Raw genomic sequence first — 26,920 nt, 5'->3', positions numbered from 1 at the left:
TCTACAACAAGATTGGGTCTGTCGAGCCAGAAGCATCACCTTCACCAAGGTGCATGATTTCATCTAGACTCACTACCCCTTGCAACGCCAGTTCCATCGCCGATGCGAGTAGTGGTTTATAGTTTTCAGAGCGTCTTGCTGTTTGAGCAAAGCCCACTGCATCATTGGCTCGTAGGGCATCCATCATATTTTGCTCAAGCTCTAACATTTCAAAAACACCAATTCGGCCACGATAACCTGTTAGGTTACAGTTCTGACAACCGCGACCTTTGACAAATGATGCAGAAACTTGATTCGGGAATCGCTCACTGAGCCACTGCTTACGAGCATCATCTAACTCATCCTCAACCTTACAGTCGCTGCACACCTTACGAACCAGTCGCTGAGCAACTACCGCACGCACTGCACTAGCCACCAAGTAACCCGGAGCCCCCATATCCATCATACGCAGAGCGCTATCAACAGCATCATTGGTGTGAAGAGTACTTAATACCAAGTGACCGGTTAATGCAGCACGCAGCCCAATCTCGACCGTTTCATGGTCACGCATCTCACCAATTAAGATGATGTCGGGATCCTGACGTAGGAAGGTTCTTAGGATAGTAGAGAAGTCGAGGTCGATTTTAGGGTTAACCTGAACTTGGTTAATACGTGGTAAGCGATATTCCACCGGATCTTCTGCAGTGATGATCTTCTTACCCGGCTCATTGAGCTCACTCAGCGCACCATAAAGAGTCGTCGTTTTACCAGAACCTGTTGGGCCCGTTACCAAAATCATGCCGTGTGGTCGACGCAGCTGTTTGCGCAGGCGAACCAAGAGGTCTGCAGGAATACCTGAAGACTCTAACTTACGTAGACCTGCTGATTGGTTAAGTAGACGCATAACCACAGATTCGCCGTGTTGTACTGGCATGGTCGACATACGAATGTCCACCGATTGACCTTTAGCACGAATGTTGAAGCGGCCATCTTGTGGGAGACGTTTCTCAGAAATATCCAAGTTCGCCATCAGCTTCAAACGCAAAACTAAAGCAGATGCAATATTCACTTCGTTAAGCAGTGTCTCGTGCAGCACACCATCAATACGCTGACGCAAGCGCAGTACGTTAGCATCAGGCTCAATGTGGATATCGGAAGCTCCAACCTGAATCGCATCTTCAAATAGCGAGTTAATCAGCTTAACAACCGTGACTTCATCGCTGTCTTCTTCAGCGATATCAAAATCAAAGGCTTCATTAACTTGGTGCTCGGCATGCAGTTGCTCAGCAAAAGACGCTATCTCTTTGGTACGACGGTAGTAACGATCAAAACCATCAACCAATTGGCGCTCAGGAGCAACCACGAACTCCAGCGCGTAATCACCTAATTGGCCAAGAAGTGCCTCTTGAGCAAACAGGTCTGCAGGATCACTCATCGCAACACGCAGCGTGTCGCCCTGTCTACCAATAACCAACGCACGAAGACGTCGAGCATGAACTTCTGGAAGCAGTTGTACCGCTTCAACATCGACCGCAGCACGGCTTAAATCGATAAGAGGAATATCAAGCTGTTGCGACAAGAAGCTCAGCATCTGTTGTTCAGACAAAAATCCGAGCTCAATAAGCGCATCACCCAACTTTCGACCTGAGCTTTTTTGAGCAGCAAGCGCTTGTTCCACTTGCGCCTCAGTAATAATACCCTCTTCAACTAATAGGTCACCGAGTCTTTTTCTTAATCTAATTTGCATTCTTGGCGCCCTCTAGGTCTGAGATTACTTTTAGCCTATCGCGGATAAAACTTTGAGATTGTGATGAGATGCCGACACGAACCAGTGCATTTTGATAAGACTGTTTTGCCTGTTCAAACATCAGTTGGCGTTCTTGTTGAATGGCTAAACCTAACCACCAGCGTGCGTTGTCTTGCTCTATTTCGGTCAGTTTTTGATAACTCTCTAGCGCGATTGTTTCTTGCTGAGCTTTTTGACTTAGGGCCGCGCGCATCGCGAGGTATTCTTTCGATGCATTGTTAGGTAAATGCAACAACGGGCTAAGTGCTGCCTCAGCTTGATCTGCTTTGACTAACAGTTTTGATAATCCTAATCGCAATGCTTCACTATCGTTATTCAAGCGAATGCCTGCTTGCAGTAGCTCATAGGCTCTTCGCGTATCGCCTTTACCAAAATAGAGTATTGCAAGCTTCTGTCTAACTTCTTCATCACGAGGTGTGTAGCGCAACGCTTCAGTAAAGCCTTGTAGTGCGCCATTTAGATTGTTGGCATCAAGCGCTTTCTTAGCTCGACCAACAGCATTAGCGGCCAATTGCTCCGGAGTAAGCTCAACCTGCTCAACAACGATCCCACCCGCTGTCTCTTCCGAAGTTGAAGTTGCTTCAGGTGCAAGAGCTTTCGTTTGAGTTACTGACTCATTCGCCGGAGTGTTGGTTGCTTTTGTGCTTGCCAACAACACAGGTTTTTGTGTCGTTGTAGCCACCGGTACATCAGCAGTTTTTGCAACACTGACTTTGTCTTGGCTAGCTTTTACAGGCTCTGATGATGCTACAACCGGTATTGTCGCTGGTTTGACGCTTGAGGTTGATAAGTCCGCTTTAGCCAATGTTTTTTCAGACACAAGTTGTGATTCTGTTACCACCATTTTTTTTGTCGGAGACTCTGCTAATACCGGTGCTGAAACAACTTCATTTGAGGTTATTTCATCATTTACCGAACCAGTTAGCGCAACAGATTCTGACTCAACACTTGGCCCTTGAGACACTGCCCATCCGCCCATCGCTAAACTCAACGAGAAGCCAGCAGTCACCCAAATCCATGGTGAACGTGTTTTTATCTTTGGCACCTCAGCAGCTTCAATCGCCACTTTGGATTCTTTCTTGGCCAATTCTGATAAGGCGTTATTTATGGTACTCATGATTCACTCCAACCCCACAAAATTGGCTTTTTAAACTTAGGTTTCGATACATCATAGGTTTCATGCATCGCTGAAAACAGGTGCTGGTTTTCTACGGTCTGCTTATGTTCGCTAAAGGCCATTAACAGCGCTTTATGACAGAGTTGATTGATAAGCCTTGGTACACCTCTACTCGATCGCCAAATCGCTTTCTTGTGGTTCAAACTAAACAGAGTTGATGAACCACCAGACTTACTGATTCGATTATCGATGTAGGCCACCGTCTCATCGAGGTTCAGTGTTCGTAAACAAGAGCTAAAGGAGATACGCTGACGAAACTGTCTTAGATGATGTGCGTTTAGACGAGTTTCGAGCTCGGGCTGACCTAACAATACAATCTGCAGCAACTTGGTCGATTCCGTCTCTAAGTTACCGAATAGTCGCAGTGTTTCTAGCGCTTCATCCGATAACGCCTGAGCTTCATCCAAAATCGCCACCACTCTTTTCCCAGAGCCGTTCAGTTCAATCAACCTATGCTGGATCTCGTCCACCAGCATGGCTTTGTTTTGGATATCGAGACCAAGCTCTTTAGCGACGGCGTATCTCAAATCATCTCCGGACAACACTGGATTAGGCAGATAGATTAATGCCGTATTGTCACCTAAATGGTTTATCAACATACGACAAACCATCGTTTTACCCGTCCCAACTTCACCAGTGATCTTAATGACCCCTTCACCCATATCGAGTGCCGAGAGCACCGTCTGAATCGCTTCAAAATGTGGTGCTAAGCCATAAAAAAGATCCGTATCTGGCGTTAGAGAGAATGGCGACTGTTCAAAACCAAAGTGAGCTTGATACATAGTTGCTCACCTCTATGATGCCGCCATCGCGCAAAACTGCAGATTACTCTTCATCAGGGAACCATTGCTGCAGCAGATCACGCGAACGCTCAAGCTCACTCTGCCAAGTATTCACACCAACAATCGTCGGTTTCAGCAAGATAACTAGCTCGGTCTTTTGCGTCAGCTGGCTGGTATTGCGGAATAGATGACCAAGTGCAGGGATATCACCAAAGAATGGAACCTTAGAGGTTACATCACTCACATTAGATTTCATCAAACCGCCGATAACAACAACATCACCGTTGCGCGCACGAATCACCGAATCTGACTCACGGATAGAGCTTCTTGCTAATGGCAGCTCTACTGTGCCCGTCGTAGAACCAAGATTTAGAGATTTAGTCTCCTCACTCACATCAATAACGGCAGGGTGAACGTGAAGGAACACGTTGCCTTTGTCATCAATCTGAGGCGTAACATCGAGAGAAATGCCTGAGAAGAATGGTGTTAGCTCGACTTCTGGCGCAACGTTGGCATTATCGCCGCTGCCTACAGCGCTCGAAAGATCCGTCACGTAGTACTCATCAGTACCGACTTTGATCACTGCTTTTTGGTTATTGGATGCCGTCACTCGAGGGCTAGAAAGTACATTCAGATCACCTTGAGTACCCATAAAGCTCAACACCGCTTCAAAGCTACCACCAGAGACAACAATATTTGATTGACCACCTAACAGTGCACCAACAGGATCAAGCCCCGGTAGCGTCACAGGAGTGATAGCACCCGCTGTGTCTTTAACAATGTTGCCACTACCAATGGTGTAGTTCGTGCCATTTGATGAGAACATCTTGGTCCAGTTGATACCTTGTTGGTAACCGTCACTTAGGGTGACTTCAAGGATCTTAGCTTCCAAGATAACTTGGCGTTGCAAGCGCTCCTGAGAAATCCCCAAGAACTGACGCACTTCGCGAATCTCATCAGGGTAAGCTCGCACCGTAATCACACTTGCTTGAGGTGTCACGACAACACTTTGGCCATTACCGCTGCCGATTAAGTGGGTCACCGCCGCTTCTAATTGAGGCCAGAAATCACTCTCTGAAGTCGTTTCAATCTCAGTACCTCCTGTCGATGACGAAGAGTTTGAAGACGTAGAAGAGCTGTTTGAGCTAGAGTTTGAACTAGAAGAGCTCGATGAATTCGAGTCTGAGTTGGTGATGGTACCCGTTGTAATCGTCGTCAATGAGCGACCTGCTCGCTTAAGCTGCAAGTAATCAACAGGGATAGTCACTGTACGCAGGCCAGCAGGGAAGATTTGGATAACCTTACCGCGCTTCTCGATATCATAGCCGTAAAGATCTTGTACGACAGACAGCACTTCATCCAAGGTTACATCAGTGAGATTGACAGTAATATTACCCGTAACACTTGGGTGAATCGCAGCACTAAATTCAGTGCCTTTTACTAGGCTCGCGAAGAAAGCTCGAGCATCAACACGATTGGCTTGAATACGAAAACGCTTAACCGTTTCCATACTAGGCGACATTGGATCATCGTCAAACTGCGGCATAAGGTCGTCTTGAACCGATGAAGGCAGCTCGCTCAGTGCACGGCTATTAGCTTCATTAATGGATTCATTTAAAGACTCTTTGATCTCCACAGGATCACGGTGGCCCATGGAACAACCAACTAAAGATGAAACTAGAATTGCTACTACAAGTTTACGCATGTCTTCACTCAAACCTTAATTCTTCTTAATATCCAAAGAGAACAGCTCTAACTTCCACTGCTGAGTACTTCTCTGAAGAGTGACGTATTCTGAATCTATTTTTTTTACCTTATACCCACGAATCACCTCGCCTTGCGAGACAACCTGACCATTTAAGATGGCATAGCATGGGCTTTCACCCTTACAAACTATGCTCTGCAATGAAGGTAAGCGATAACGAGTTGGGGCTTTTTTAACGGGTGCTGCTTTCTGCTCTTTAGGAACCAACCACCCCAGTGGCGCAGTTGGGTCTTGTTCGGCCAGTACCGATGAGCTGCAAAACAGCAGAGACAGTAAAAGAACTCTAACCACCAATGAACTCCTGTCTTGTCCCTAATGTGTAAACCTCGAATACCAAACGAGCTTGTGGATACTCTTCTACCTTGTATTGAAAAGTTCGCCAGTAATAACGAACAGGAAGAGATTCCAGTGCTTGCAGATAAGCAGAGATATCGAAATACGAGCCCGTCAGTTCCATGCGAACCGGATGTACGTAGTACCCCGAGTATTCACTGGTGCCTTTTTTGTCTGAAATAGGTTCGGGCTTTAATGACTCCAACGATGCAAGTTTCAAACCTTTGCCTGAACTCAAAACACTCTCTAACAACTCTGTCATTTGTGACGGCGAGATCAAGCTATCAATCATCTGAGCCAGATCCATCGAAAGCTCTTGGCTCTGAGCCATCAGCGATTTGAACTCAATATCGATCTCTTTATCGGGGTTTCTATTGAGCTTGGCTTGTAGCACTAACAACTCACCTTCGAGCCTTTGATTTGACTGGGTCAAACTCATGCTCTTTGCACGCTTAGCTTGTAAATCATTGTATGCAGGTTCGACCAATACACTGAATAGGAGCATAAACAGGCCGACGAAACCACACAGCAAAACCAGCCATTTCTCTCTTGAGCTTAGCGCTAGGAATTTATCGCTATACTGCTCCCACCTTTGCATTACTACTTCTCCCTACGGGTGCTTAATTCAAACGTCACAACATCTTGGTCATTACGACCAATCTTCAGTTTTTCAAACGCGCGCCCCACGAGATTAAGCTCATTTTTGAACTGCCCAACCCAATTAGGAATCACCTCGGCAGAGCGAGCGAACCCTGAAAGATCGAGAGAATCATGAGTCATATAAATGCGAGAAAGCGAGATATCATTGCGCCCCAACTTAGCCAGAGCGTTCATGACGCCAGAATACCCGATTTGCTGGCTTTCGTCGTATTGGCCTACTGCCAGTAAGGCGTCTTTTTTAGCTTGAATCTCACGTTTGAGACGCTCAACGGCGGCCACTTTCTCTGGAGAAGGCTTATGCTGAGCTAATTCAGCATTAAGCTGCTTCACCTGACTATTTAATTGATTAGATTTTTGCTGAAGAACAATCAGTTCATCATCAATATGAATCGTTTGATAGTGCATAAAACCATAAGCCGCGAGCATAACAGCAGAAACTAAAGCCCAAGATGCTGCGACGTTGGTGAGAGTAAAGTACTCTTTTTTCGGTTTTAAATGCTCAGGATAGAGATTAACTTTGAATTCAGAGTGCGTTTGAGCGAGCTCCACAAGCAGTGATTCGGAACTTTCACGCCCATTCTCACTGATCAAAGACACGCTAGAACTTAGGGTATTAGATAGCGCCTCTTTTAACTCCGCTTCGTCCTCTTCATCACAACATATTTTTAGCTGTCTTAACTGAACACCTTTAATCTGTGAAGATAGATAATCAATTGAACGTTGCAGTTCAAGCGCTAGGCCATCCATCTGAAGAGCACTCGAAGCGACTCCAGTTAACGGCGGTACTACGCTACGAATGGAGCGCTGAAAGCACACGGTATGATCGACAAAAGCACCCAGTTTGAAGTGAGCATTTTTGCTGCGTTGCAACAAAATGAAGTTCGATAATTCGCCCGCGCTGTAACCCCACAGCTCATCTTCAGGCGACACACCGTTGAGTGTTACTTGAGCTTGGCTTACCACACTAAGTAGTTTATCAAGAAGCTTTTTCGCAAGAACATAAACTTGAAGTTTGTTCGACGTTGGTAAAGCAACTGCGCTGGCTGTGATCTCAGTGACACGTTCTGACACAAGATCTTTGAGTAGGAAAGGTAATGCAACCGGCCATTCACTCTCAGGGATTTCCGGCTTATCAATTTGATAGGTCTGGTAGTAGTTAGAGCTCACGATCAACTGCAAGCTAGCGCTATTGAAAGCATCACTTGCCAGTGACTTTTTCAGCGCACTCTCCCAATCACCATTCATGATTGGCGTAGCAATAACACTCTTGTCCGCTGCTGAAACATAAACAGCGTCGCTGCTTAATAAAACCACCTGAGCTTGGGTACCGTTTTGGGCTGGCTTTATCTTATTTAAAATCGCTTTTAACTTCATGGTTAACTACTACTCTTACGCCATCGATTTCTTCGGCCAACTTTAACTACCGACTCTGTTTTTACTTTAGGCTTATTCGGTTGAGGTACCGGAATAATTTGCCTCTCTTCATCAAACAATCGTCCTTGATAGCCGTGGATTCCCAACTCAAGCAGAGCATTTTTCTCTGAATTCGTTTCTACACCAACCGCAATTACTTGCGTTGGAGAGTCTCCACAAGCTCCAATCAAACTGCGTACAAACAGTTGATTTTCATGCCTTTGATCGATCTTCTTAACCAAGCTTCTGTGTAGCTTAATAAAATCGACTTTCAAATCTTTAATATAGTGAGTGCTAACAATCGTTCGACCCGCTTGACCGACTGTCACTTTGCATCCGAGTCCTTTCAGCATTTTGGCGACGGGCCTCATGTAATCTAAGTGAGCGATCACATGACCTTCTGAAAATTCAAACCCTAAATGCGCTCGTTGCTGAGTTGAAAGCTGTAATAACTCACTTCTAAACCACTTAAAGTGCTGCTTGTTCGCAAAAGGAGTGACATTTAGATTAATAGAGTAATTCATCAGTTTCGAGGATTCTTTTACCGACTTCAATAAAACTCGTAAAACTGATTGATCCATTTGTGCTTGATACCCGATCTGCTCTACCGCTGGCATAAATCGAGAAGATTTGAGCAAGCCTTTCTCTGGATCTTGAATCCTTGCGAATATTTCTCTATGTAATTCATGAGGTTGCCCTTTATTGGACGTAAGATAACACTGCTGCGCAAAGATTACTAAGTTTTCCGGCTGCAATGCCTTATCCAATAATGTTCGCCAACGAACACTGCCACGATCCAACTCATTCTTATTCAGTTTAGGGTAACGACTCCAGTTATTACTTCGCTCTAACTGAGCACTTTTCAGCGCCGTCTCCGCTTCATCCATAATTTGGCTATGACGCTCACCCTCGGCATACATGGTCACACCAATGTGGCACCAATTATCCACATCTAACGGCTCTGGTGGTGACAATTTATCAAGTTGTCTCAAACATTGGGCAGCCAGTGTCGCAATATCTTTACTACCTTGATGAGGGATAAACACGGCAAAGTCCGCATCGTAGTATCGAGAGAAGATAACATCAGGGTAACGTTGGACAATATTGGACAATACTTCACCGACTTCAACGATAAAAGCATCAGTTACCTGCTTGTCGTTACTATCTCTAACTTGTTCCCACTCTTCGATACGGATAAGTAGCACGCCACCACGCGCACCGCTCTCATGCAGAGCCGATTCCAGTTTGTTATCGAAAAGTACCCGATTAGCCGTGCCAGTGAGCTTATCTAAGAACGTGTGTGTGCGAATAAAGGTGTCAAAACGGCTACGCTCTTGGCGGGCGTCTTGCAGTTCTTCAATCAAGACATCAAGGGCTTCACTGGCGGTATATGGCCACTCACGCTCATCTCCCTTGGCATGAGATTCTACCTGCCCCGCAAGAATCATTCGTCCACGCTCCTCGAGCATTTCAGAGCCTATTAATTGCTCTTTAAGCCACTGTACGCCTCTTGCTAAGCAGAAAATGATCAGAGCCACCGCTAAGGTGATCGACCACATCGCTTCCATTGAATAGTTATAGCCAATATAGGGAGGCAAAGCCTTAAATTCGATTTGATAGCCAGTATTTCGCTCTAATATAAAGGTGCGTTCATAGAGACGATTCGGGTCGATCTGTGGGGAAGTATCTTTGAAACGATAAACAATACCGGTGGAGTTAGAGAGTTTCATCTCGACGATATTGCTGGCTTGCAACATTTTAGGCATCCAACGCTGCATAGAATAAGCGGCATCTGGATCTTCCATTTCTTTATCCACGACATCAACAATCCCGACCAAATAGTGATCGAGATACTCTTGCCCAATACGCTTGAAAGAGAGTGTGCCCCCGATGAATAGAATAAACATCGCACTGATAACAATAACAGTAACGAATGCCACCAAACGGGTGCTCAACTTAAGGGTCGGGGTATATCTCATGAATAACGAAATCCTTTTCAACTCACATTATACCGTACTGCTTCGTTATACTATAATTTGTGGTTGTAAATAAAGCGTTAAGACTTTTGGGTAGCAAAAAGCCGCGACAAACGCGGCTTTTCCATTTTAATACTTTGTTTTCTGATTTACGCAAAACAGAGTTTAGAACGGGATGTCGTCATCAAAATCCATTGGTGGCTCATTGTATTGAGGTTGAGCCTGCTGTGGAGCTTGTTGTTGAGGTGCTTGCTGCTGAGCAGGTGCACTGTACTGCTGCTGTTGTGGTTGCTGAGGTTGACCCCAACCACCTTGCTGCTGTTGGCCACCCATACCGCCTTGAGCTGGTGCGCCACCTTGAGCACGACCGCCTAGCATTTGCATTACGCCGTTAAAGCCTTGAACAACAACTTCCGTTGTGTAGCGATCTTGACCGCTTTGATCTTGCCATTTACGCGTTTGCAGTTGGCCTTCAATGTAAACTTGAGAACCTTTACGTAGGTATTCACCTGCAACTTCAGCCAGCTTGCCAAACAGAGCAACACGGTGCCATTCTGTTTTCTCGCGCTGTTCGCCAGTTGCTTTATCACGCCATGATTCTGACGTTGCAATGGTAATGTTCGCTACTGCACCGCCATTTGGCATGTAACGAATTTCAGGGTCATTACCTAGGTTACCCACTAATATAACTTTGTTAACTCCACGGCTAGCCATGATTTGCTCCGTCTAAACTCATAGTCTTGAAAAATTTTAGCGCATAAGAATAACACGCTTTTTAACAGTGATAAATCGCAATCCGATTCTCTATTGAATCGAAAGAATAAAAACGTAACAAATCATGATATTCAGACGAGTGTTGTTTTTTTCGCCACTTACAAACCACTCATTTACGTGGTGAATTGATATTCAACGCAAGTCATAACAAAGCGACTAGTGATGAAATTAGCATCATGACAGTGTGAACGCTTCCCAATAAACATTAGAAGGAGCTTTCACATGAAAGTATCGAGGTATACTCGCACATTACACTTTTTATGCTTAGACCTAGAACAGAGTCATCTGTACATCAATGAGATAGAAAATTTACTTTCTATTCCAATGTATAGAATGCCTCCAGGAGAGATAATGTGCATCAACAAAAAGCAGAGCAATCGAATCCTCTTGGTCGATTACAAGCAACTGCCTGACCTGTTTCAGGCTTTCCCCAATCTTGCTGTACTGTGGAAGAACTTTGAAATCATTCTTTTCAATGTCGAAAAGCCACTGCAGACTCAAGAGATCATCCGCTTTGGGCACTTAAAAGGGTTGTTCTACTGCAGCGATACCAAACCGAAAATAGCTGAAGGCATCACAAGGATCATTAATGGAGAGAATTGGTTACCAAGAAAGATCACTAGCCAATTGCTGTTCTACTATCGCAATATCGTCAACATCAGCACTTGCCCTGTTACGGTCGATTTAACTATCCGAGAGTTACAGGTGATTCGCTGCCTACAAACTGGCGCTTCAAATACCCAGATCGCAGAAGATCTATTTATCAGTGAATTCACAGTCAAATCCCATCTTTATCAAATCTTTCGTAAACTGGCTGTAAAGAATCGAGTGCAAGCTATAGCGTGGGCCAACCAGAACCTAATTTCATAACTTGCCAATATCAATATTTTTGAGGACAGCTCCAATAAAGCATACGGATTGTTGCTGAATTTTCGACATTACCTGTGCTAGAGTTGCCCTCAGAAATATTCAGCACATAGAGCTGAGTCGATAATTATTAAAGATATAGGGTTTTTACCATGATTAAAAAGTGCCTTTTCCCGGCAGCTGGCTACGGTACACGTTTCTTACCTGCAACTAAATCGATGCCAAAAGAGATGATGCCTGTTGTGAGCAAACCACTCATCGAATACGGCGTTGAAGAAGCAATTGAAGCGGGTATGGACGGCATGTGTATCGTAACAGGCCGTGGTAAGCACTCAATCATGGACCACTTCGACAAGAACTACGAACTTGAACACCAAATCAGCGGTACTAATAAAGAAGAACTGCTATACAACATTCGTGAAACCATTGAAGCGGCAAACTTCACCTATATTCGTCAGCGTGAAATGAAGGGCTTAGGTCACGCAATCTTAACTGGTCGTGAGCTAGTAGGTGACGAACCGTTTGCTGTGGTACTGGCTGATGACTTATGTGTAAACGAGCAGCAAGGTGTACTTGCGCAGATGGTCGCTCTTTACAAACAATTCCGCTGTTCAATTGTTGCGGTACAAGAAGTGCCAGCAGACGAAACACACAAATACGGTGTGATTTCAGGTGAGATGATTAAAGATGACCTTTACCGTGTTGATGACATGGTAGAGAAACCAGAGCAAGGTACTGCTCCGAGCAACCTAGCTATCATTGGTCGCTACATTCTGACTCCAGATATCTTCGAACTGATTGAGAATACTGAACCTGGCAAAGGCGGCGAGATTCAAATCACCGATGCGCTGCTAAAACAAGCTCAAGCAGGCTGTGTACTCGCATACAAATTCAAAGGTAAACGCTTCGATTGTGGTAGCGTTGAAGGTTACATCGAAGCAACGAATTTCTGCTACGAAAACCTATACAAAAAAGACGCACAGAAAGTTGAGCTAGATAAACACTCAACCAAGAAAGAAGCTTAATCGCTTCCAGTTTTTACTCTGTTTTAAAGGCAGCTCAATCGAGCTGCCTTTTTTGTACTGTTTTTTTATCCAGTAAAACTTTGCACAAAACTCACACTATGTAATACTTTAGCCACTGAAAATTACATGGTTGCCTGAAATGGATAAAATTGAAGTAAGGGGTGCTCGCACGCACAACCTCAAAGATATAAACCTAACAATCCCAAGAGATAAATTAATTGTGATTACGGGTTTATCTGGGTCTGGTAAGTCTTCACTGGCTTTCGACACCCTGTATGCAGAAGGTCAGCGCCGCTACGTTGAGTCACTATCTGCCTATGCTCGTCAATTTTTATCCCTTATGGAAAAGCCCGATGTTGACCACATTGAAGGCTTATCTCCGGCAATCTCTATCGAGCAAAAGTCGACATCTCATAACCCGCGCTCAACAGTGGGGACAATTACAGAGGTCTATGATTACCTGAGACTTTTGTATGCTCGCGTTGGAGAACCTCGCTGTCCAGATCATCATATCCCGCTTGCAGCACAAACCATCAGTCAAATGGTCGATAAAGTGCTCGAACTACCTGAAGGTTCGAAGATGATGCTGCTGGCGCCTATCGTTAAAGAGCGTAAGGGTGAGCATGTAAAGACACTGCAAAACCTTGCGGCTCAAGGCTTCATTCGAGCAAGGATCGACGGTGAGACTTGTGATCTGTCCGATCCACCAGCACTAGAACTACATAAGAAACATACGATTGAAGTTGTGGTCGATCGCTTTAAAGTTCGCCCTGATCTTCAACAACGACTCGCTGAGTCTTTTGAGACCACTCTAGAGCTATCTGGCGGTATTGCCGTTGTCGATTGGATGGACGATAACGATCAAGAAGAGATTGTATTCTCGGCTAACTTCGCTTGTCCTAAATGTGGTTACAGCATGCAAGAGCTTGAACCACGACTGTTCTCTTTCAACAATCCAGCTGGTGCCTGTGGTACCTGTGATGGCCTAGGTGTACAACAATATTTCGACCCAAGCCGCATTATTGTTGACGATAACCTAAGTATTGCAGACGGTGCTATTAAAGGTTGGGATCAAAAGAACTATTACTACTTCCAGATGCTTACCTCACTAGCAGAGCACTACGGGTTTGATCTATTTGCCCCGTTCAGCTCTTTACCAAAGAAAACTCAAGACATCATCTTGAAAGGCTCGGGTCGCACAGAAGTAGAGTTCAAGTACATCAATGATCGTGGTGATATTCGAGTTAAGCGTCACCCGTTTGAAGGTATTCTGAATACGTTAGAGAGACGCTACCGTGATACTGAGTCGAACTCAGTTCGTGAAGATCTTGCAAAATACATCTCAACCAAGTCCTGTTCTAGCTGTGGTGGTACCCGTCTAAGACTCGAAGCGCGTAATGTATTTATTGGTGATACCACCTTGCCACAGATTGTTGAGCTGAGTATTGCTGATGCCTTGGCATTCTTCCAAAACCTGCAATTGAGCGGTCAGCGCGCGCAAATTGCCGAAAAGGTAATGAAAGAGATCAACGACCGCCTACACTTCCTGGTCAACGTTGGCCTGAATTATCTCAACCTATCGCGCAGCGCAGAGACACTTTCAGGTGGTGAAGCGCAACGAATCCGACTTGCAAGCCAAATTGGCGCAGGTCTAGTTGGCGTTATGTATGTTCTGGATGAGCCTTCCATTGGTCTCCACCAGCGTGACAACGAACGACTACTACAGACTCTCGTACACCTTCGCGATCTTGGTAACACCGTATTAGTCGTAGAGCATGATGAAGATGCGATTCGCTGCGCCGATCATGTGATTGATATTGGCCCTGGAGCTGGCGTACACGGTGGTAACGTCGTAGCCGAAGGCACCATGCAAGAGATCATCGACAATCCAAACTCTTTGACTGGCCAATACCTCAGTGGCGTAAAAGAAATTTCGGTACCAAAAGAGCGTACTCCAATCGACAAGAAGAAAGTCGTAGAGCTGATTGGCGCGACAGGCAACAACCTTAAAGAGGTGACAGCAACAATTCCTGTCGGCCTGTTCAGTTGTATTACGGGTGTGTCAGGTTCTGGCAAATCAACTCTGATTAACGATACCTTCTTTAAGATCGCCCACACGCAGCTTAACGGTGCCACAACAGCAGTGGCAGCACCGTACAAGAAGATAAAAGGCTTAGAGCATTTCGATAAGGTCATCGATATCGACCAAAGCCCAATTGGACGTACCCCGCGCTCTAACCCGGCAACTTATACCGGCATCTTCACGCCAATTCGTGAACTATTTTCGGGTACACAAGAAGCACGTTCTCGTGGTTACAAGCCGGGCCGCTTTAGCTTCAACGTTCGAGGTGGACGCTGTGAAGCCTGTCAGGGTGATGGTGTAATTAAAGTCGAAATGCACTTCTTACCAGATGTATACGTTCCTTGTGATGTATGTAAGGGGAAACGCTATAACCGTGAGACACTGGAAGTACGCTATAAAGGCAAAACCATCGATGAAGTGTTAGAGATGACGGTCGAAGATGCTCGTGAATTCTTTAACCCTGTTCCAGTGATCGCACGTAAGCTCCAAACATTAATGGATGTGGGCTTGTCATATATTCGACTTGGACAAGCCGCGACAACGCTGTCTGGTGGTGAAGCGCAGCGTGTTAAATTGGCTCGTGAGCTATCTAAGCGTGATACAGGTAAGACTCTGTACATCCTAGATGAGCCAACCACAGGTCTTCACTTCCACGATATCCAACAGCTATTGACCGTTCTACACCGTCTGCGTGATCACGGAAACACAGTCGTAGTAATCGAACACAACTTGGATGTGATTAAAACCGCAGACTGGATCATCGACTTAGGCCCAGAAGGTGGCCAAGGCGGTGGTGAAATTATTGCTGCTGGCACGCCTGAAGATGTGGCGTTGGTCGAAGGCTCTCACACCGCTCGCTTTCTTAAGCCTATGTTAACTATGAAATAGGTCTACAATAGCGCTCAGCGAATAAGACGAAAAGTGTTAAAGTATCGGGGCTTGTTCTAATTGGACAAGCCCCGTTTTTATGAGGTTAAGGATCTATGGCGACAATACACACCAGTGGTACACAGCTTGAGGGTCAAGTGACTCAACTTCCGCTCAATAAGCCTTTTTTGGTTTCTTTGGCCGTTGTCTTTCTCATCGCTATGCACTTTTTTATGCCTAACCCTGGTGGTTCAGGCTTAGCACTCTCCTTCAACCCTACCACTTGGCTGGCCTTGAGCTTTACTTTAGCAATTGGTTTTTACCAAATGGCCAATAACCGAGTCATCAAGTACTCAAAGCTCACTATTGGACTTTTGATTAGCTGCATTATTCTTACACTGCCAGTCCTATACAGCAACGCAGATCCTTCCGGTGCTTCAGGTCGCTTACTTGGGCTGTGGACTGGTTTCTCTTTTTTCGTTCTTCTTCAGCAGTTCAAGTTCAGTAATAAACATAAGCAGCGCTTACTGTGGTTCATCGTACTAGCCGTTATGATTCAAGCTCTGTTTGGTTACTTCCAGTACTTTTTCTTGGAAGCGGGCAATATGTTTGGTTACAACACCAAGGCCAATCGTCCTTATGGTATTTTCCAGCAGCCGAATGTGATGGCGAGTTTTCTCGCAACGGGTTTTGTGCTTTCTGCATATCTTCTGGCGAGACAACCGACCAAATACAACCTTAAACTGAGCGAGTCGTTTCTGCTCTATCTGATGCCTGCGATCACAGTACCACTGCTGATCATCATCGCATCCAGAACAGGTTGGCTGGCTAGTGTATTAAGCTTTGTCCTTATCCTGCCATACCTTTACAAGTTTTCGACCAAGAAGCGTTTTTACGGCTGGTGCGGTTCTGTATTGATCGGACTGATTGCTGGTTTTGCGATCATCAACTTACAAGCAGCCGATAGCCTAGCCAGCAAGCGTACACACTTAGACAGCCCTCGAGCTTATACTTTTCCGCAAGCCCTCGACATGATGGTGGAAAAGCCATTTTCTGGTTACGGCTACGGTAAGTTTGAGTCTGAATATACGCTGTACACAGCACGTCAACATCAACTCAACACCAACTATCACCCTGGACTTCCTGCGATGGACCACCCGCACAATGAGTTATTGTTTTGGGGTGTTGAAGGGGGTATTGTACCGATCATCGGTATTCTACTTGCAGCGGCTTTGGTCGCAGGCCGGATAACGACCGCAACAAAGGGAACACAGTTAGCTCTGTTCGCTCTGTTTATTCCGATCGTTTTGCACTCACAGCTAGAGTACCCGTTCTACCACTCGGCCATTCACTGGATCACCTTTATTGTGCTTCTTTACTGGGTTGATCAACGCACTTCCTATCATTACCAAAAAGGATTTAGCGTTATAAGTAAGACCTTATTTAGAGTAACGAGCTTGGTTGTGCCAATTCTTGTGAGCTTCTATATGTTGAGCGCCTTGCACACCAACTATGTGCTGACCAAGTTTGAGAAATCACAGCCTAAAAATCCGGACATTCTGAAAGAGGTTTCAAACCCTGTGGTTTGGAAAGATCGCTACGATTGGGATATCTACAGTACTTATCTCAATATCGGACTCTATCAAGAAGATCCGAAACTGATTCAGCCGTATATCGATTGGTCTTTGAATATCATCAAGTCAAAGCCACGTCCTGCGTTTTACAACAACCTGATCTTGGCTTACCAAGGCTTAGGGGACGAAAGCAAAGCCGAACAGATTCGCAGCGAAGCGCAATTCCTGTTCCCTAATCGAGATTTTTCGACCGTTCAGTATCAGCGCCCATCACAGGTAAAATCATCGACATCATCAGCGCAAAGCAGCGCTCAATAGCACCTAATAAAAAAGGCGAACGAGATAACCCGTTCGCCTTTCAAGTCAATGATACGAAGTATTTACTTCAAAACATCAGCCAGAGCTTTCAAACACAAGGCAACATTCTCTTTGCGAGCACCATAGCCCATTAAGCCAATTCGCCACGCTTTCCCGGCTAATGCGCCAAGACCCGCGCCAATCTCTAGATTATATTCTTCAAGCAGTCGCGTTCGAACAGCTGCTTCATCAATTCCTTCAGGGAAATACACCGCGTTCAATTGCGGTAGTCGACTTCCCTCTTCAACCACAAAACTTAGACCAAGAGATTCAAGCCCAGCCTTTAACTCACGGTGCGCTGATTGATGACGCTCCCAAGCGTTCTCTAACCCTTCATTGCGGAGAATCACCAACGACTCATGCAAAGCGTACAGGCTATTTACCGGCGCAGTATGATGATAGCTACGCTTTCCTTCACCACTCCAGTACCCAAGCACTAAGCTCTGATCTAAGAACCAGCTTTGCACAGGCGATTGACGCGCTTTCATCTTCTCTACCGCTTTTTGAGAAAAAGTCACTGGCGAAAGACCCGGAACGCAAGACAAACACTTTTGACTACCCGAGTAAACGGCGTCTAACTGCCATTCATCCACCAGCAGCGGGACACCACCCAATGAAGTCACAGCATCCACGATTGTTAGTGCGTTAGAACGACGAGCAACCTGAGAAATCGCTTCCGCATCTGTAAGGGCGCCCGTTGATGTTTCTGCATGAACAAACGCAACAGCAACTGCATCTGGGTGTTCGGACAGTGCCTGCTCAACTTTATCGACGGAAACAGGTTTCCCCCACTCATCGTCAACCAGAATAGCTTCGCCACCGCAGCGAACTACGTTTTCACGCATTCGCTCACCAAATACACCATTACGGCACACAATCACTTTTTCGCCGGGTTCAATCAGATTGACGAAACAAGTTTCCATACCTGCACTACCCGGCGCTGAAACAGCAATCGTAAACTCATTTTCCGTTTGAAAGGCATACTTTAATAGCTGCTTCACCTCATCCATCATATTGATAAACAAAGGATCTAAATGGCCAATAGTAGGACGACTCAGCGCCTGTAACACTCGTGGGGAAATATCAGAAGGCCCCGGTCCCATTAGCGTGCGATGAGGAGGAAAAAAGCTTTCAGCAGTGGAGTTTGTGTGCAGGTTCGACATAATTATCCCTTATGTTTATGACATGAACCTTCCACACTAAAGCAAATCCACTACCTCAGCAATTAGTCGAAAGTCTCGAGGTCAAACCAGTGTCACAGAATTGTTAAATTTATTTTCACTTTATCTTGAGTTACCGATTGACATTCTTACCGCAAACACGTTCAATAAAACAGCTATCAAGCAGAAGAGGAGCACTGCCCAGGTAGATGTTTTGTGGAACCACATTTCCAATACAGAACATTCAGGGGGAGCAGTGCCGAGGTAACTGAAACATGTCGGGTTTCTGTTATCGGTTAATCGGGCTGAATCCCATTAACTGTCATCATTCCAATATGATGAGGAGCTTCTGAGGTTTACAATTCAAATACACACCTCTCTTTTTGCTCTAAACCCTCTCTTCAAAACATTGGACGTTGGATTACCAACAGTAATTTTTATTTTAGGAAGTCGGGAGATTTATCGTGAGCGCATCTAATGTAGCTGGTTCTTTTAATGTCGCCAAATTCGGTGGGACAAGCGTTGCTAACTTTGAAGCAATGAGTCGCTGTGCAGCCATTATTGAGAATAACCCAAATACCAAGCTTGTTGTCAGCAGTGCGTGTTCAGGCGTCACCAACCTATTAGTTGAATTAGCTAACGGCGTACAAGACCAAGGCCGCCGCCAAGAGTTAATGAACCAACTAACAGATATCCATCACGAGATTTTGGATCAACTCGCAGAACCAATGAGTGTCGAGAAAGAGATCCATACGATTCTGGACAATGTTGCGAGTGCTGCAGAAGCTGCATCTTTTCAATCAAGTGCTAAGTTAACTGACCATTTAGTGGCATGTGGTGAGCTAATGTCGACTCACCTTTTTGCGCAAATTCTTCGAGAGCGTGGCGTATCTGCAGTCAGATTTGATATCCGTGACGTCCTGCGTACCAATGACGCTTACGGCAAAGCAGAACCTCAACTGGAGCAGATCTCTCAGCTTGCTCAAGAAAAACTGATTCCTTTGTGCCAAGAACACGTCGTAGTTACCCAAGGATTTATTGGTGCAGACGATGAAGGTAATACAACCACACTTGGTCGTGGCGGAAGCGACTATTCAGCAGCATTGATTGCAGAATCAGTATTGGCGGCTGGTCTAGAGATTTGGACTGATGTTCCGGGAATCTACACCACAGACCCTCGTATCGCCCCTAAAGCTTCACCAATTCCAGAGATCAGCTTCAGCGAAGCATCTGAAATGGCAAACTTTGGCGCTAAGATCTTACACCCTTCTACATTAGTGCCAGCGCTACGCCATCAGATTCCTGTTTTTGTCGGGTCATCTAAAGAGCCAGAAAAAGGCGGTACTTGGATTCGTCAACAGGTGGAAAGCTCACCACTGTTTAGAGCACTAGCCCTGCGCTGTAATCAAACCATGGTCACACTGCGCAGTGCTAACATGTTTCATGCATACGGCTTCTTGGCAAAAGTATTTGAGATCCTCGCTAAGCATAAGATCTCTGTCGATCTTATTACGACCTCAGAGATCAGTGTCTCTCTAACACTCGATCAAACAGATACTTCTGGTGGTGCCCCAGAGTTGCCTGAAGTTGTACGCAAAGAACTTGAAGAGCTATGTACAGTAGAAGTTGAACACAACCTATGTCTTGTTGCGCTTATTGGTAACAATATGAGTGAGAGCAAAGGCTATGCAAAACAGGTCTTCAGCACTCTTGAAGACTTCAACTTACGTATGATCTGCTACGGTGCAAGCCCACACAACCTTTGTTTCTTAGTGCATGAATCAGTTTCTCGTTCAGCAATTCAAAAACTACACCAAGAGTTGTTTGAGCAAGAGTAAAATAATCAATTAGATACAAAAAAGGGTTGCTCAATGGCAACCCTTTCTCTTTCTAGTCGATCTTAGTTAATGTTTGGACCTAACCATTTCTCAGCTTCAAGCGCATCCCAACCCTTGCGATCAGCGTAGCTATCTACTTGATCTTGCTGAATCTGAGCAATTGCAAAGTAGCGTGAATCAGGATGCGAGAAGTACCAACCCGATACTGATGCACCTGGCCACATCGCATAACTGCTCGTTAAAGACATATCGATCATCTCTTCTACTTTCAGTAGCTCCCACAATGAACCTTTTTCAGTATGCTCAGGACATGCAGGATAACCCGGAGCTGGACGAATACCTTGGTACTTCTCACGAATCAACTCATCATTCGATAGGTTTTCATCGGCAGAGTAGCCCCAGATATCTTTACGTACTTGCTCATGTAGATACTCTGCAAATGCTTCAGCAAGTCGGTCAGCAACCGCTTGAATCATGATGGCGTTGTAGTCATCGCCCGCAGCTTTGTATTCATCAGCAAGCTCACGTTCTCCAATACCACCTGTTACGGCAAAGGCGCCGATCCAATCCTTCTTACCAGACTCTTTTGGCGCAATGTAATCAGACAGACAGTAGTTAAAGCCTTTGGGTTTTTCTGTTTGCTGACGTAGGTTATGAAGAACCTTAGCAACCTCAGTGCGTGATTCATCAGTGTAAACCTCAATATCGTCGCCAACACTTGCCGCAGGGAACAGCGCACACATACCACGAGCTTTAAGTAAGCCCTCGCGTTCAACTCGATCAAGTAGGTCATTGGCGTCTTTGAATAGACGTTTTGCCTCTTCGCCTACTTCTTCATGTTCAAGAATTGCAGGGTATTTGCCCACTAGCGACCAAGTCATGAAGAACGGAGTCCAGTCAATGTAACGACGCAAAGTCGAAACATCAAAGTCATCATAAACATGCACACCCGGCTTAGCTGGAGCTGGCGGCGTATAGCTTTCCCAATCAATAGCGACTTTATTCGCTCGAGCTTGCTCTAGAGTCACAGGCTTAGTACGAGGTTTCTTGCGATTGTGCTGATCGCGTACACGCTCATAATCCAAATCTAACTTCTCAACAAAGGCAGGACGAAGCTCATCAGATAACAGAGACGTACATACCCCAACCGCTCGTGATGCGTTGTTTACATACACCACAGGGTTCTTGTAGTTCTGTTCAATCTTAACGGCAGTATGCGCCTTGGAAGTTGTCGCACCACCAATCAACAGTGGTAAATCGAAATCCAAACGTTCCATCTCTTTGGCTACATGCACCATCTCATCCAATGATGGAGTGATCAGGCCAGATAAGCCGATAATGTCGACATTCTCTTCTTTAGCGACTTTTAGGATCTGTTCACAAGGAACCATCACTCCAAGGTCAATAATCTCGTAGTTATTACATTGCAGTACCACGCCCACAATGTTCTTACCGATGTCGTGAACATCACCTTTTACTGTAGCGAGCAAAATCTTACCGTTCGAAGAGCCTGCTTGTTTAGATGCGTTGATGTAAGGCTCTAAGTGCGCAACAGCCTGTTTCATTACACGTGCAGACTTTACTACTTGAGGAAGGAACATCTTACCTTCACCAAACAGATCGCCCACCACGTTCATGCCGTCCATTAGTGGACCTTCGATCACTTCCAATGGTTTACTAGCATTAACACGAGCTTCCTCAGTATCCTCAACAATAAACTCAGTAATACCTTTGACAAGCGCATGCTCTAGGCGCTTCTCAACCGCCCAAGTACGCCACTCAAGTGCGGAAGCATCTTCCTCTTTACCGACACCTTTATTAGCGTATTCCGCAGCGATATCCAGTAGTCTCTCAGTCGAGTCATCACGACGGTTAAGAACCACATCTTCTACCGCTTCACGCAGTTTATCTGGGACGTTATCGTAAATTTCAAGCTGGCCAGCATTAACGATACCCATGTCCATACCGTTCTTGAAACAGTGATACAGGAATACCGCGTGAATCGCTTCTCGAACGTAGTTGTTACCACGGAAAGAGAACGATACGTTAGATACACCGCCTGAAATCATCGCATATGGAAGGTCACGTTTGATGTCTGCTACCGCGTCAATGAAATCAACAGCGTAGTTGTTGTGTTCTTCAATACCTGTTGCAACCGCAAAGATGTTCGGGTCGAAGATAATATCTTCCGGTGGGAAGCCAACTTCATCCACCAAGATATTGTATGCATTAGTACAAATCTCTAGCTTACGCTGACGGGTTTCAGCTTGACCGACTTCATCAAAAGCCATCACGATAACCGCGGCACCATAACGGCGAATCAGCTTAGCTTGCTCAACAAATTTCTCTTTGCCTTCTTTCAAGGAGATCGAGTTAACGATGCCCTTACCTTGAATACATTTAAGGCCGGCTTCAATGACTTCCCATTTCGAGGAGTCGACCATAATAGGCACTTTAGAGATTTCAGGTTCAGACGCACACAGATTTAAGAAACGCACCATGCACGCCTCAGCGTCTAGCATGCCTTCGTCCATGTTGATATCGATGATTTGCGCGCCATTCTCAACTTGTTGACGAGCAACTTCCAGAGCCTCGTCGTACAACTCTTCTTTGATAAGACGTTTGAAACGTGCTGAACCGGTAACGTTAGTACGTTCGCCAACATTGACGAACAAGGTGTCTTTTTCGATAGTGAGAGGCTCTAATCCTGATAGGCGGCATGAGACAGCTAACTCAGGTAAAGCACGCGGCTTAACATTGTCGACCACATTAGCCATATGACGAATATGTTCTGGCGTGGTACCACAACAGCCACCAATCAAGTTTAGGAAGCCGCTCTCTGCCCACTCTTTAACATGCTCCGCCATATCTTCAGGTGAAAGGTCATACTCACCGAAGGCATTAGGAAGACCAGCATTCGGATGGACAGAGACAAATGTTTCGGAAATACGAGAAAGCTCATCCACATACGGACGTAACTCATCTGGGCCTAGTGCACAGTTCAAACCAAAAGATAATGGTCGCACATGACGTAAAGAGTTATAAAAAGCTTCCGTTGTTTGACCTGAAAGTGTACGGCCCGATGCATCTGTAATAGTACCAGAGATCATGACAGGCAGAGTGATACCTAGCTCTTCGAATACCGTGTCGACTGCAAATGCACAAGCCTTGGCATTTAGAGTATCGAAGATAGTCTCAATCAGGATCAGGTCAGAACCACCTTTGATCAGCGCTCGGGTTGATTCGGAATAAGCTTCCACTAACTCGTCAAAGCTAACATTTCGATAGCCCGGGTCATTTACATCAGGGGAGATCGAACAAGTACGGTTAGTTGGACCAAGCACACCAGCGACATAGCGAGGCTTTTCCGGTGTTTTCGCAGTCCACTCATCAGCGGCTTCACGAGCTAGCTTGGCTGCAGCAAAGTTAATCTCTTCGCTGAGGCTTTCCATATCATAGTCAGCCATCGCAATGGTAGTAGCGTTAAAGGTATTGGTTTCAAGGATGTCTGCGCCAGCTTCTAAGTAAGCTGAATGTATGTCCTTAATAAGCTGAGGTTGAGTAAGCACCAAAAGGTCGTTGTTGCCTTTAAGATCACTATGCCAATCAGCAAAGCGCTCTCCTCTATAGTCCTGCTCTTCCAGTTTATAGTTCTGGATCATGGTGCCCATGCCACCATCGATCAATAGAATTCGTTGCTTTAATTGAGCTTCGATCTGTTGCTTTACATTACTTCCCACAGTACAGCCTCATTCCTTTAATTATCACTCCATCCTATCACACATTAAAAAGGAGTCTAGACGTCTAAACGGAGAATTTGATAACTAATCTATGACAAAAAACAGTTTGCTATTTAAGCGATAGAGGACGAAAATTCATGTTCATATTTTGTTACATATCGGAAATCCAATGTCGGTCTACTACACACTTTGCTTTTTATCTGCAGCAGCAATGTTGATAGCGTTTGTAAACAGCAAGATAGGAAAGATGCAAACTACTATCGCCATTACTGCTGGTTCGATGATGCTTTCACTGATTATCCTGATTGCTGGTCAAAACAATTGGTTTCAGTTGTCTGAAATCGCTTCAGACACAGTGGCAAGTATCAACTTCGAAGATTTTCTACTCAAAGGGATTTTAGGTTTCCTACTATTCGCAGGTGGGTTAGGGATTAAGCTACCCAACCTCAAAGATCAGAAGTGGGAAATCACGGTACTCGCATTGGGCGCGACTCTGTTTTCTACTTTCTTTATTGGATTTGTGCTTTACGGATTCTGCCAGGTTATCGGCATTCAGTTTGATCTTATCTACTGCTTACTGTTTGGCTCTCTTATTTCACCGACTGACCCAATAGCAGTACTCGCGATCGTTAAAAAACTCGATGCACCAAAACGTATTTCGACCCAAATTGAAGGTGAATCACTATTCAATGATGGCTTCGGTCTGGTTATCTTTGTCACTCTATTTACTATCGCGTTTGGTACTGAAGCTCCGACGGTAGGTAGTGTAACGATGCTATTTATCCAAGAAGCGATTGGTGGGATTGTTTACGGCTTTGCATTAGGCCTTCTATTCCATTATCTAATTAGTAACACCGACGACCACTCAATGGAGTTGTTACTGACTATCGGCATCCCAACGGCTGGATACGCGTTTGCAGAAGTACTCCATGTATCAGGTCCATTAGCTATGGTGGTATCAGGTATTATGATCGGCAACTGGACTCGCTTTATCGGTTTCTCAAAAGAGAGTGAAGATCACTTAGACCACTTCTGGGAGCTAGTTGATGAGTTCCTAAATGGCGTGCTATTCCTACTAATCGGTATGTCGATGCTACTTTTTGAATTCCACGAAGAAGACTGGATCTTAATGGCTTTCTCTGTACCGTTAGTACTAGGTGCTCGCTACCTCAGCGTATTCCTTTCATACATTGGCTTTAAGCGCTTTAGAAGCTACAACCCATGGTCAGTTAAGATTCTTACTTGGGGCGGATTACGTGGTGGTCTAGCTCTCGCAATGGCTCTATCTATCCCATCAGGTATCTGGGTCATTGAAGACAAACTGATTGATGTAAAAGAGATCATCCTAGTTATGACATATTCAGTAGTAGTCTTCTCAATCTTGATTCAAGGCTCAACGATTACACCAATGATAGAGAAAGCTAAGCTCGCAGAAAAAGAGTTAAACAAATAACACTCCTACCCTATATAGAGGCTGCTTCCTAAGTAGCCTCTATTGTTTCCCTCCAAAACATCTCTTCTGCTAGTCACCATTACCACTCAGTATTAATACATCGAAGCATCCACCGAAAGTCTCACTTTTTGGCAACTAACGAATTAGAACTGACCAAAACTTAAGTAATAACTACGTTCAACAACACCAGACCATCTTTTTGTTTACGGATTGGAAAGGAATAGGACTAGAAGTTAGGGATTTGAGACTTGTTTTATTCATGTCGCTAAGAGTTGAGTAGTACTTCTTAAACAACAAAAAGCTCTGACGTCAATTAGAGATCCTGATACTGGTCGGTAAGAACGCTAACTGCTTCATAGCTCCTTTGAACTAGTGAGCCAAGTCATCTAGTTATCTCTACACTACTTCGTAAAAACAACTGATGGAAAGTCTTAGTATACCTACCGAGGATTCAGTACACAGCAGAGTTGAGAATTTCTAATTCCCGACACAAGCTTTAGAAAGTACCAATACGTTAGCGTTTCAACTAGAGCCTTCAATATGGCAATGCTCTATTGTGCCGACACTTCAAAGACTCGATCGGATAAGCGAGCGATTGCACTTAGCTCTTTCAACACTGTTCCAACTTTAGTATATGGCAAGTGAACTAGGCTAGTGATTCAGAGGTCGACTATGTTGGCACAGCTGCTCTCAATACACGCTGTTTTGGTGATCGAGGAATCAGCTATTCTGTTAATGGTATTGTTGTAGTGTCTGAAAGCAAAAAGGCTCTGACGTTAGTCAGAGCCTTTGAATATGGCAGAGGTGGAGAGATTCGACTGGGCTGGCACTCCAGTTCCCAACACACGCTATTTTGAGTCTCGCACAACAATTCAAAAATACAAGTACGAAAAAGGCTCTAGTCTTTCGACTAGAGCCTTGGATATGGCAGGGGTGGAGAGATTCGAACTCCCAACACGCGGATTTGGAATCCGCTGCTCTGCCAATTGGAGCTACACCCCTAAAATTTCAATACTGTAGATTCGAAAAAACCTCGCACTAGGCGAGGCTTTCGAATAAGTGGCGGAGTGGACGGGACTCGAACCCGCGACCCCCGGCGTGACAGGCCGGTATTCTAACCAACTGAACTACCACTCCGCAGTGGTAAACACGTCTTTAGACGTGGTTCCTGCTATTTGTCTTCACTTTTTAAAAGTGAAAATAAATTTGAAGCCTGGCGATGTCCTACTCTCACATGGGGAAGCCCCACACTACCATCGGCGCTATTGCGTTTCACTTCTGAGTTCGGCA

Annotated in this window: 17 protein-coding genes, 2 tRNA genes and 1 riboswitch; of the genes, 6 read left to right on the top strand and 13 right to left on the bottom strand. The window is 45.2% G+C overall.

Annotated elements, in window-relative coordinates:
• Nucleotide 1: 1 nt before the first annotated feature.
• The 9 genes from VFDL14_RS03710 to VFDL14_RS03750 form a co-directional block, all read right to left on the bottom strand.
• Nucleotides 2-1,726, bottom strand: coding sequence for a GspE/PulE family protein (locus VFDL14_RS03710; protein ID WP_032552997.1), 1,725 nt, complete (start codon nt 1,724-1,726; stop codon nt 2-4).
• A complete protein-coding gene (locus VFDL14_RS03715; RefSeq protein WP_032552996.1) occupies nt 1,716-2,903 on the bottom strand; it encodes a tetratricopeptide repeat protein in 1,188 nt (395 codons plus the stop codon). Before VFDL14_RS03715 ends, VFDL14_RS03710 begins: the two co-directional genes overlap by 11 nt.
• Nucleotides 2,900-3,745 (bottom strand): ExeA family protein, encoded by an 846-nt coding sequence (locus tag VFDL14_RS03720; RefSeq protein ID WP_032552995.1) that lies wholly within the window; start codon nt 3,743-3,745, stop codon nt 2,900-2,902. The genes VFDL14_RS03715 and VFDL14_RS03720 overlap by 4 nt, the downstream gene beginning before the upstream one ends.
• 43 nt (nt 3,746-3,788) lie before the next feature.
• A complete protein-coding gene (gene mshL / locus VFDL14_RS03725; RefSeq protein WP_032552994.1) occupies nt 3,789-5,450 on the bottom strand; it encodes a pilus (MSHA type) biogenesis protein MshL in 1,662 nt (553 codons plus the stop codon).
• A gap of 15 nt (nt 5,451-5,465) precedes the next feature.
• On the bottom strand, nt 5,466-5,801 hold the full coding sequence (locus VFDL14_RS03730; RefSeq protein ID WP_032552993.1) for a hypothetical protein: 336 nt from the start codon (nt 5,799-5,801) through the stop codon (nt 5,466-5,468).
• On the bottom strand, nt 5,794-6,441 hold the full coding sequence (gene pilO / locus VFDL14_RS03735; RefSeq protein WP_032552992.1) for a type 4a pilus biogenesis protein PilO: 648 nt from the start codon (nt 6,439-6,441) through the stop codon (nt 5,794-5,796). Before pilO ends, VFDL14_RS03730 begins: the two co-directional genes overlap by 8 nt.
• Nucleotides 6,442-6,443: 2 nt before the next feature.
• Nucleotides 6,444-7,877: an MSHA biogenesis protein MshI gene (locus VFDL14_RS03740; protein ID WP_032552991.1), complete on the bottom strand. Its 1,434-nt coding sequence runs from the start codon at nt 7,875-7,877 to the stop codon at nt 6,444-6,446.
• A gap of 2 nt (nt 7,878-7,879) precedes the next feature.
• The gene (gene csrD, locus VFDL14_RS03745) at nt 7,880-9,895 is read right to left on the bottom strand and encodes an RNase E specificity factor CsrD (protein WP_032552990.1); all 2,016 of its coding nucleotides are present in this window, start codon (nt 9,893-9,895) and stop codon (nt 7,880-7,882) included.
• Nucleotides 9,896-10,057: 162 nt separating this feature from the next.
• Nucleotides 10,058-10,606, bottom strand: coding sequence for a single-stranded DNA-binding protein (locus tag VFDL14_RS03750; RefSeq protein WP_032552989.1), 549 nt, complete (start codon nt 10,604-10,606; stop codon nt 10,058-10,060).
• Between the two features lie 282 nt (nt 10,607-10,888).
• Between VFDL14_RS03750 and VFDL14_RS03755 the strand changes: the two genes are divergently transcribed.
• The 4 genes from VFDL14_RS03755 (at nt 10,889) to VFDL14_RS03770 (ending at nt 17,400) form a co-directional block, all read left to right on the top strand.
• Nucleotides 10,889-11,536, top strand: coding sequence for a LuxR C-terminal-related transcriptional regulator (locus VFDL14_RS03755; protein ID WP_032552988.1), 648 nt, complete (start codon nt 10,889-10,891; stop codon nt 11,534-11,536).
• Nucleotides 11,537-11,685: 149 nt separating this feature from the next.
• Nucleotides 11,686-12,558 (top strand): UTP--glucose-1-phosphate uridylyltransferase GalU, encoded by an 873-nt coding sequence (galU, locus tag VFDL14_RS03760; protein ID WP_032552987.1) that lies wholly within the window; start codon nt 11,686-11,688, stop codon nt 12,556-12,558.
• A 139-nt stretch (nt 12,559-12,697) separates the two neighbouring features.
• Nucleotides 12,698-15,529 (top strand): excinuclease ABC subunit UvrA, encoded by a 2,832-nt coding sequence (uvrA, locus tag VFDL14_RS03765; protein WP_032552986.1) that lies wholly within the window; start codon nt 12,698-12,700, stop codon nt 15,527-15,529.
• 95 nt (nt 15,530-15,624) lie between these two features.
• Nucleotides 15,625-17,400 (top strand): PglL family O-oligosaccharyltransferase, encoded by a 1,776-nt coding sequence (locus VFDL14_RS03770; RefSeq protein WP_032552985.1) that lies wholly within the window; start codon nt 15,625-15,627, stop codon nt 17,398-17,400.
• 62 nt (nt 17,401-17,462) lie between these two features.
• Here VFDL14_RS03770 and VFDL14_RS03775 read toward each other — a convergent pair whose 3' ends face one another.
• Entirely contained in the window at nt 17,463-18,602 is a 1,140-nt protein-coding gene (locus tag VFDL14_RS03775; RefSeq protein WP_032552984.1) for a pyridoxal-phosphate-dependent aminotransferase family protein, read from the bottom strand.
• Nucleotides 18,603-18,778: 176 nt separating this feature from the next.
• Nucleotides 18,779-18,956, top strand: a riboswitch (Lysine riboswitch).
• 107 nt (nt 18,957-19,063) lie between these two features.
• Here VFDL14_RS03775 and lysC point away from each other — a divergent pair.
• Complete coding sequence (lysC, locus tag VFDL14_RS03780) at nt 19,064-20,437, top strand: lysine-sensitive aspartokinase 3 (protein WP_032552983.1); 1,374 nt, start codon at nt 19,064-19,066, stop codon at nt 20,435-20,437.
• A 62-nt stretch (nt 20,438-20,499) separates the two neighbouring features.
• Here lysC and metH read toward each other — a convergent pair whose 3' ends face one another.
• On the bottom strand, nt 20,500-24,177 hold the full coding sequence (gene metH / locus VFDL14_RS03785) for a methionine synthase (RefSeq protein WP_032552982.1): 3,678 nt from the start codon (nt 24,175-24,177) through the stop codon (nt 20,500-20,502).
• A gap of 169 nt (nt 24,178-24,346) precedes the next feature.
• Between metH and VFDL14_RS03790 the strand changes: the two genes are divergently transcribed.
• Entirely contained in the window at nt 24,347-25,630 is a 1,284-nt protein-coding gene (locus VFDL14_RS03790) for a cation:proton antiporter (protein ID WP_032552981.1), read from the top strand.
• 925 nt (nt 25,631-26,555) lie between these two features.
• Here the strand turns inward: VFDL14_RS03790 and VFDL14_RS03795 are convergent.
• Both VFDL14_RS03795 and VFDL14_RS03800 read right to left on the bottom strand, forming a co-directional pair.
• Nucleotides 26,556-26,632, bottom strand: a tRNA-Trp gene (locus VFDL14_RS03795).
• 58 nt (nt 26,633-26,690) lie between these two features.
• Nucleotides 26,691-26,767: transfer RNA gene (locus VFDL14_RS03800), tRNA-Asp, on the bottom strand.
• Nucleotides 26,768-26,920: the final 153 nt, after the last annotated feature.

This window comes from Vibrio fortis (assembly GCF_000695685.1).
Classification (GTDB): domain Bacteria; phylum Pseudomonadota; class Gammaproteobacteria; order Enterobacterales; family Vibrionaceae; genus Vibrio; species Vibrio fortis_A.
Note: the sequence above shows the minus strand (reverse complement) of the source record. Positions and strands in the feature narration are given on the sequence as shown.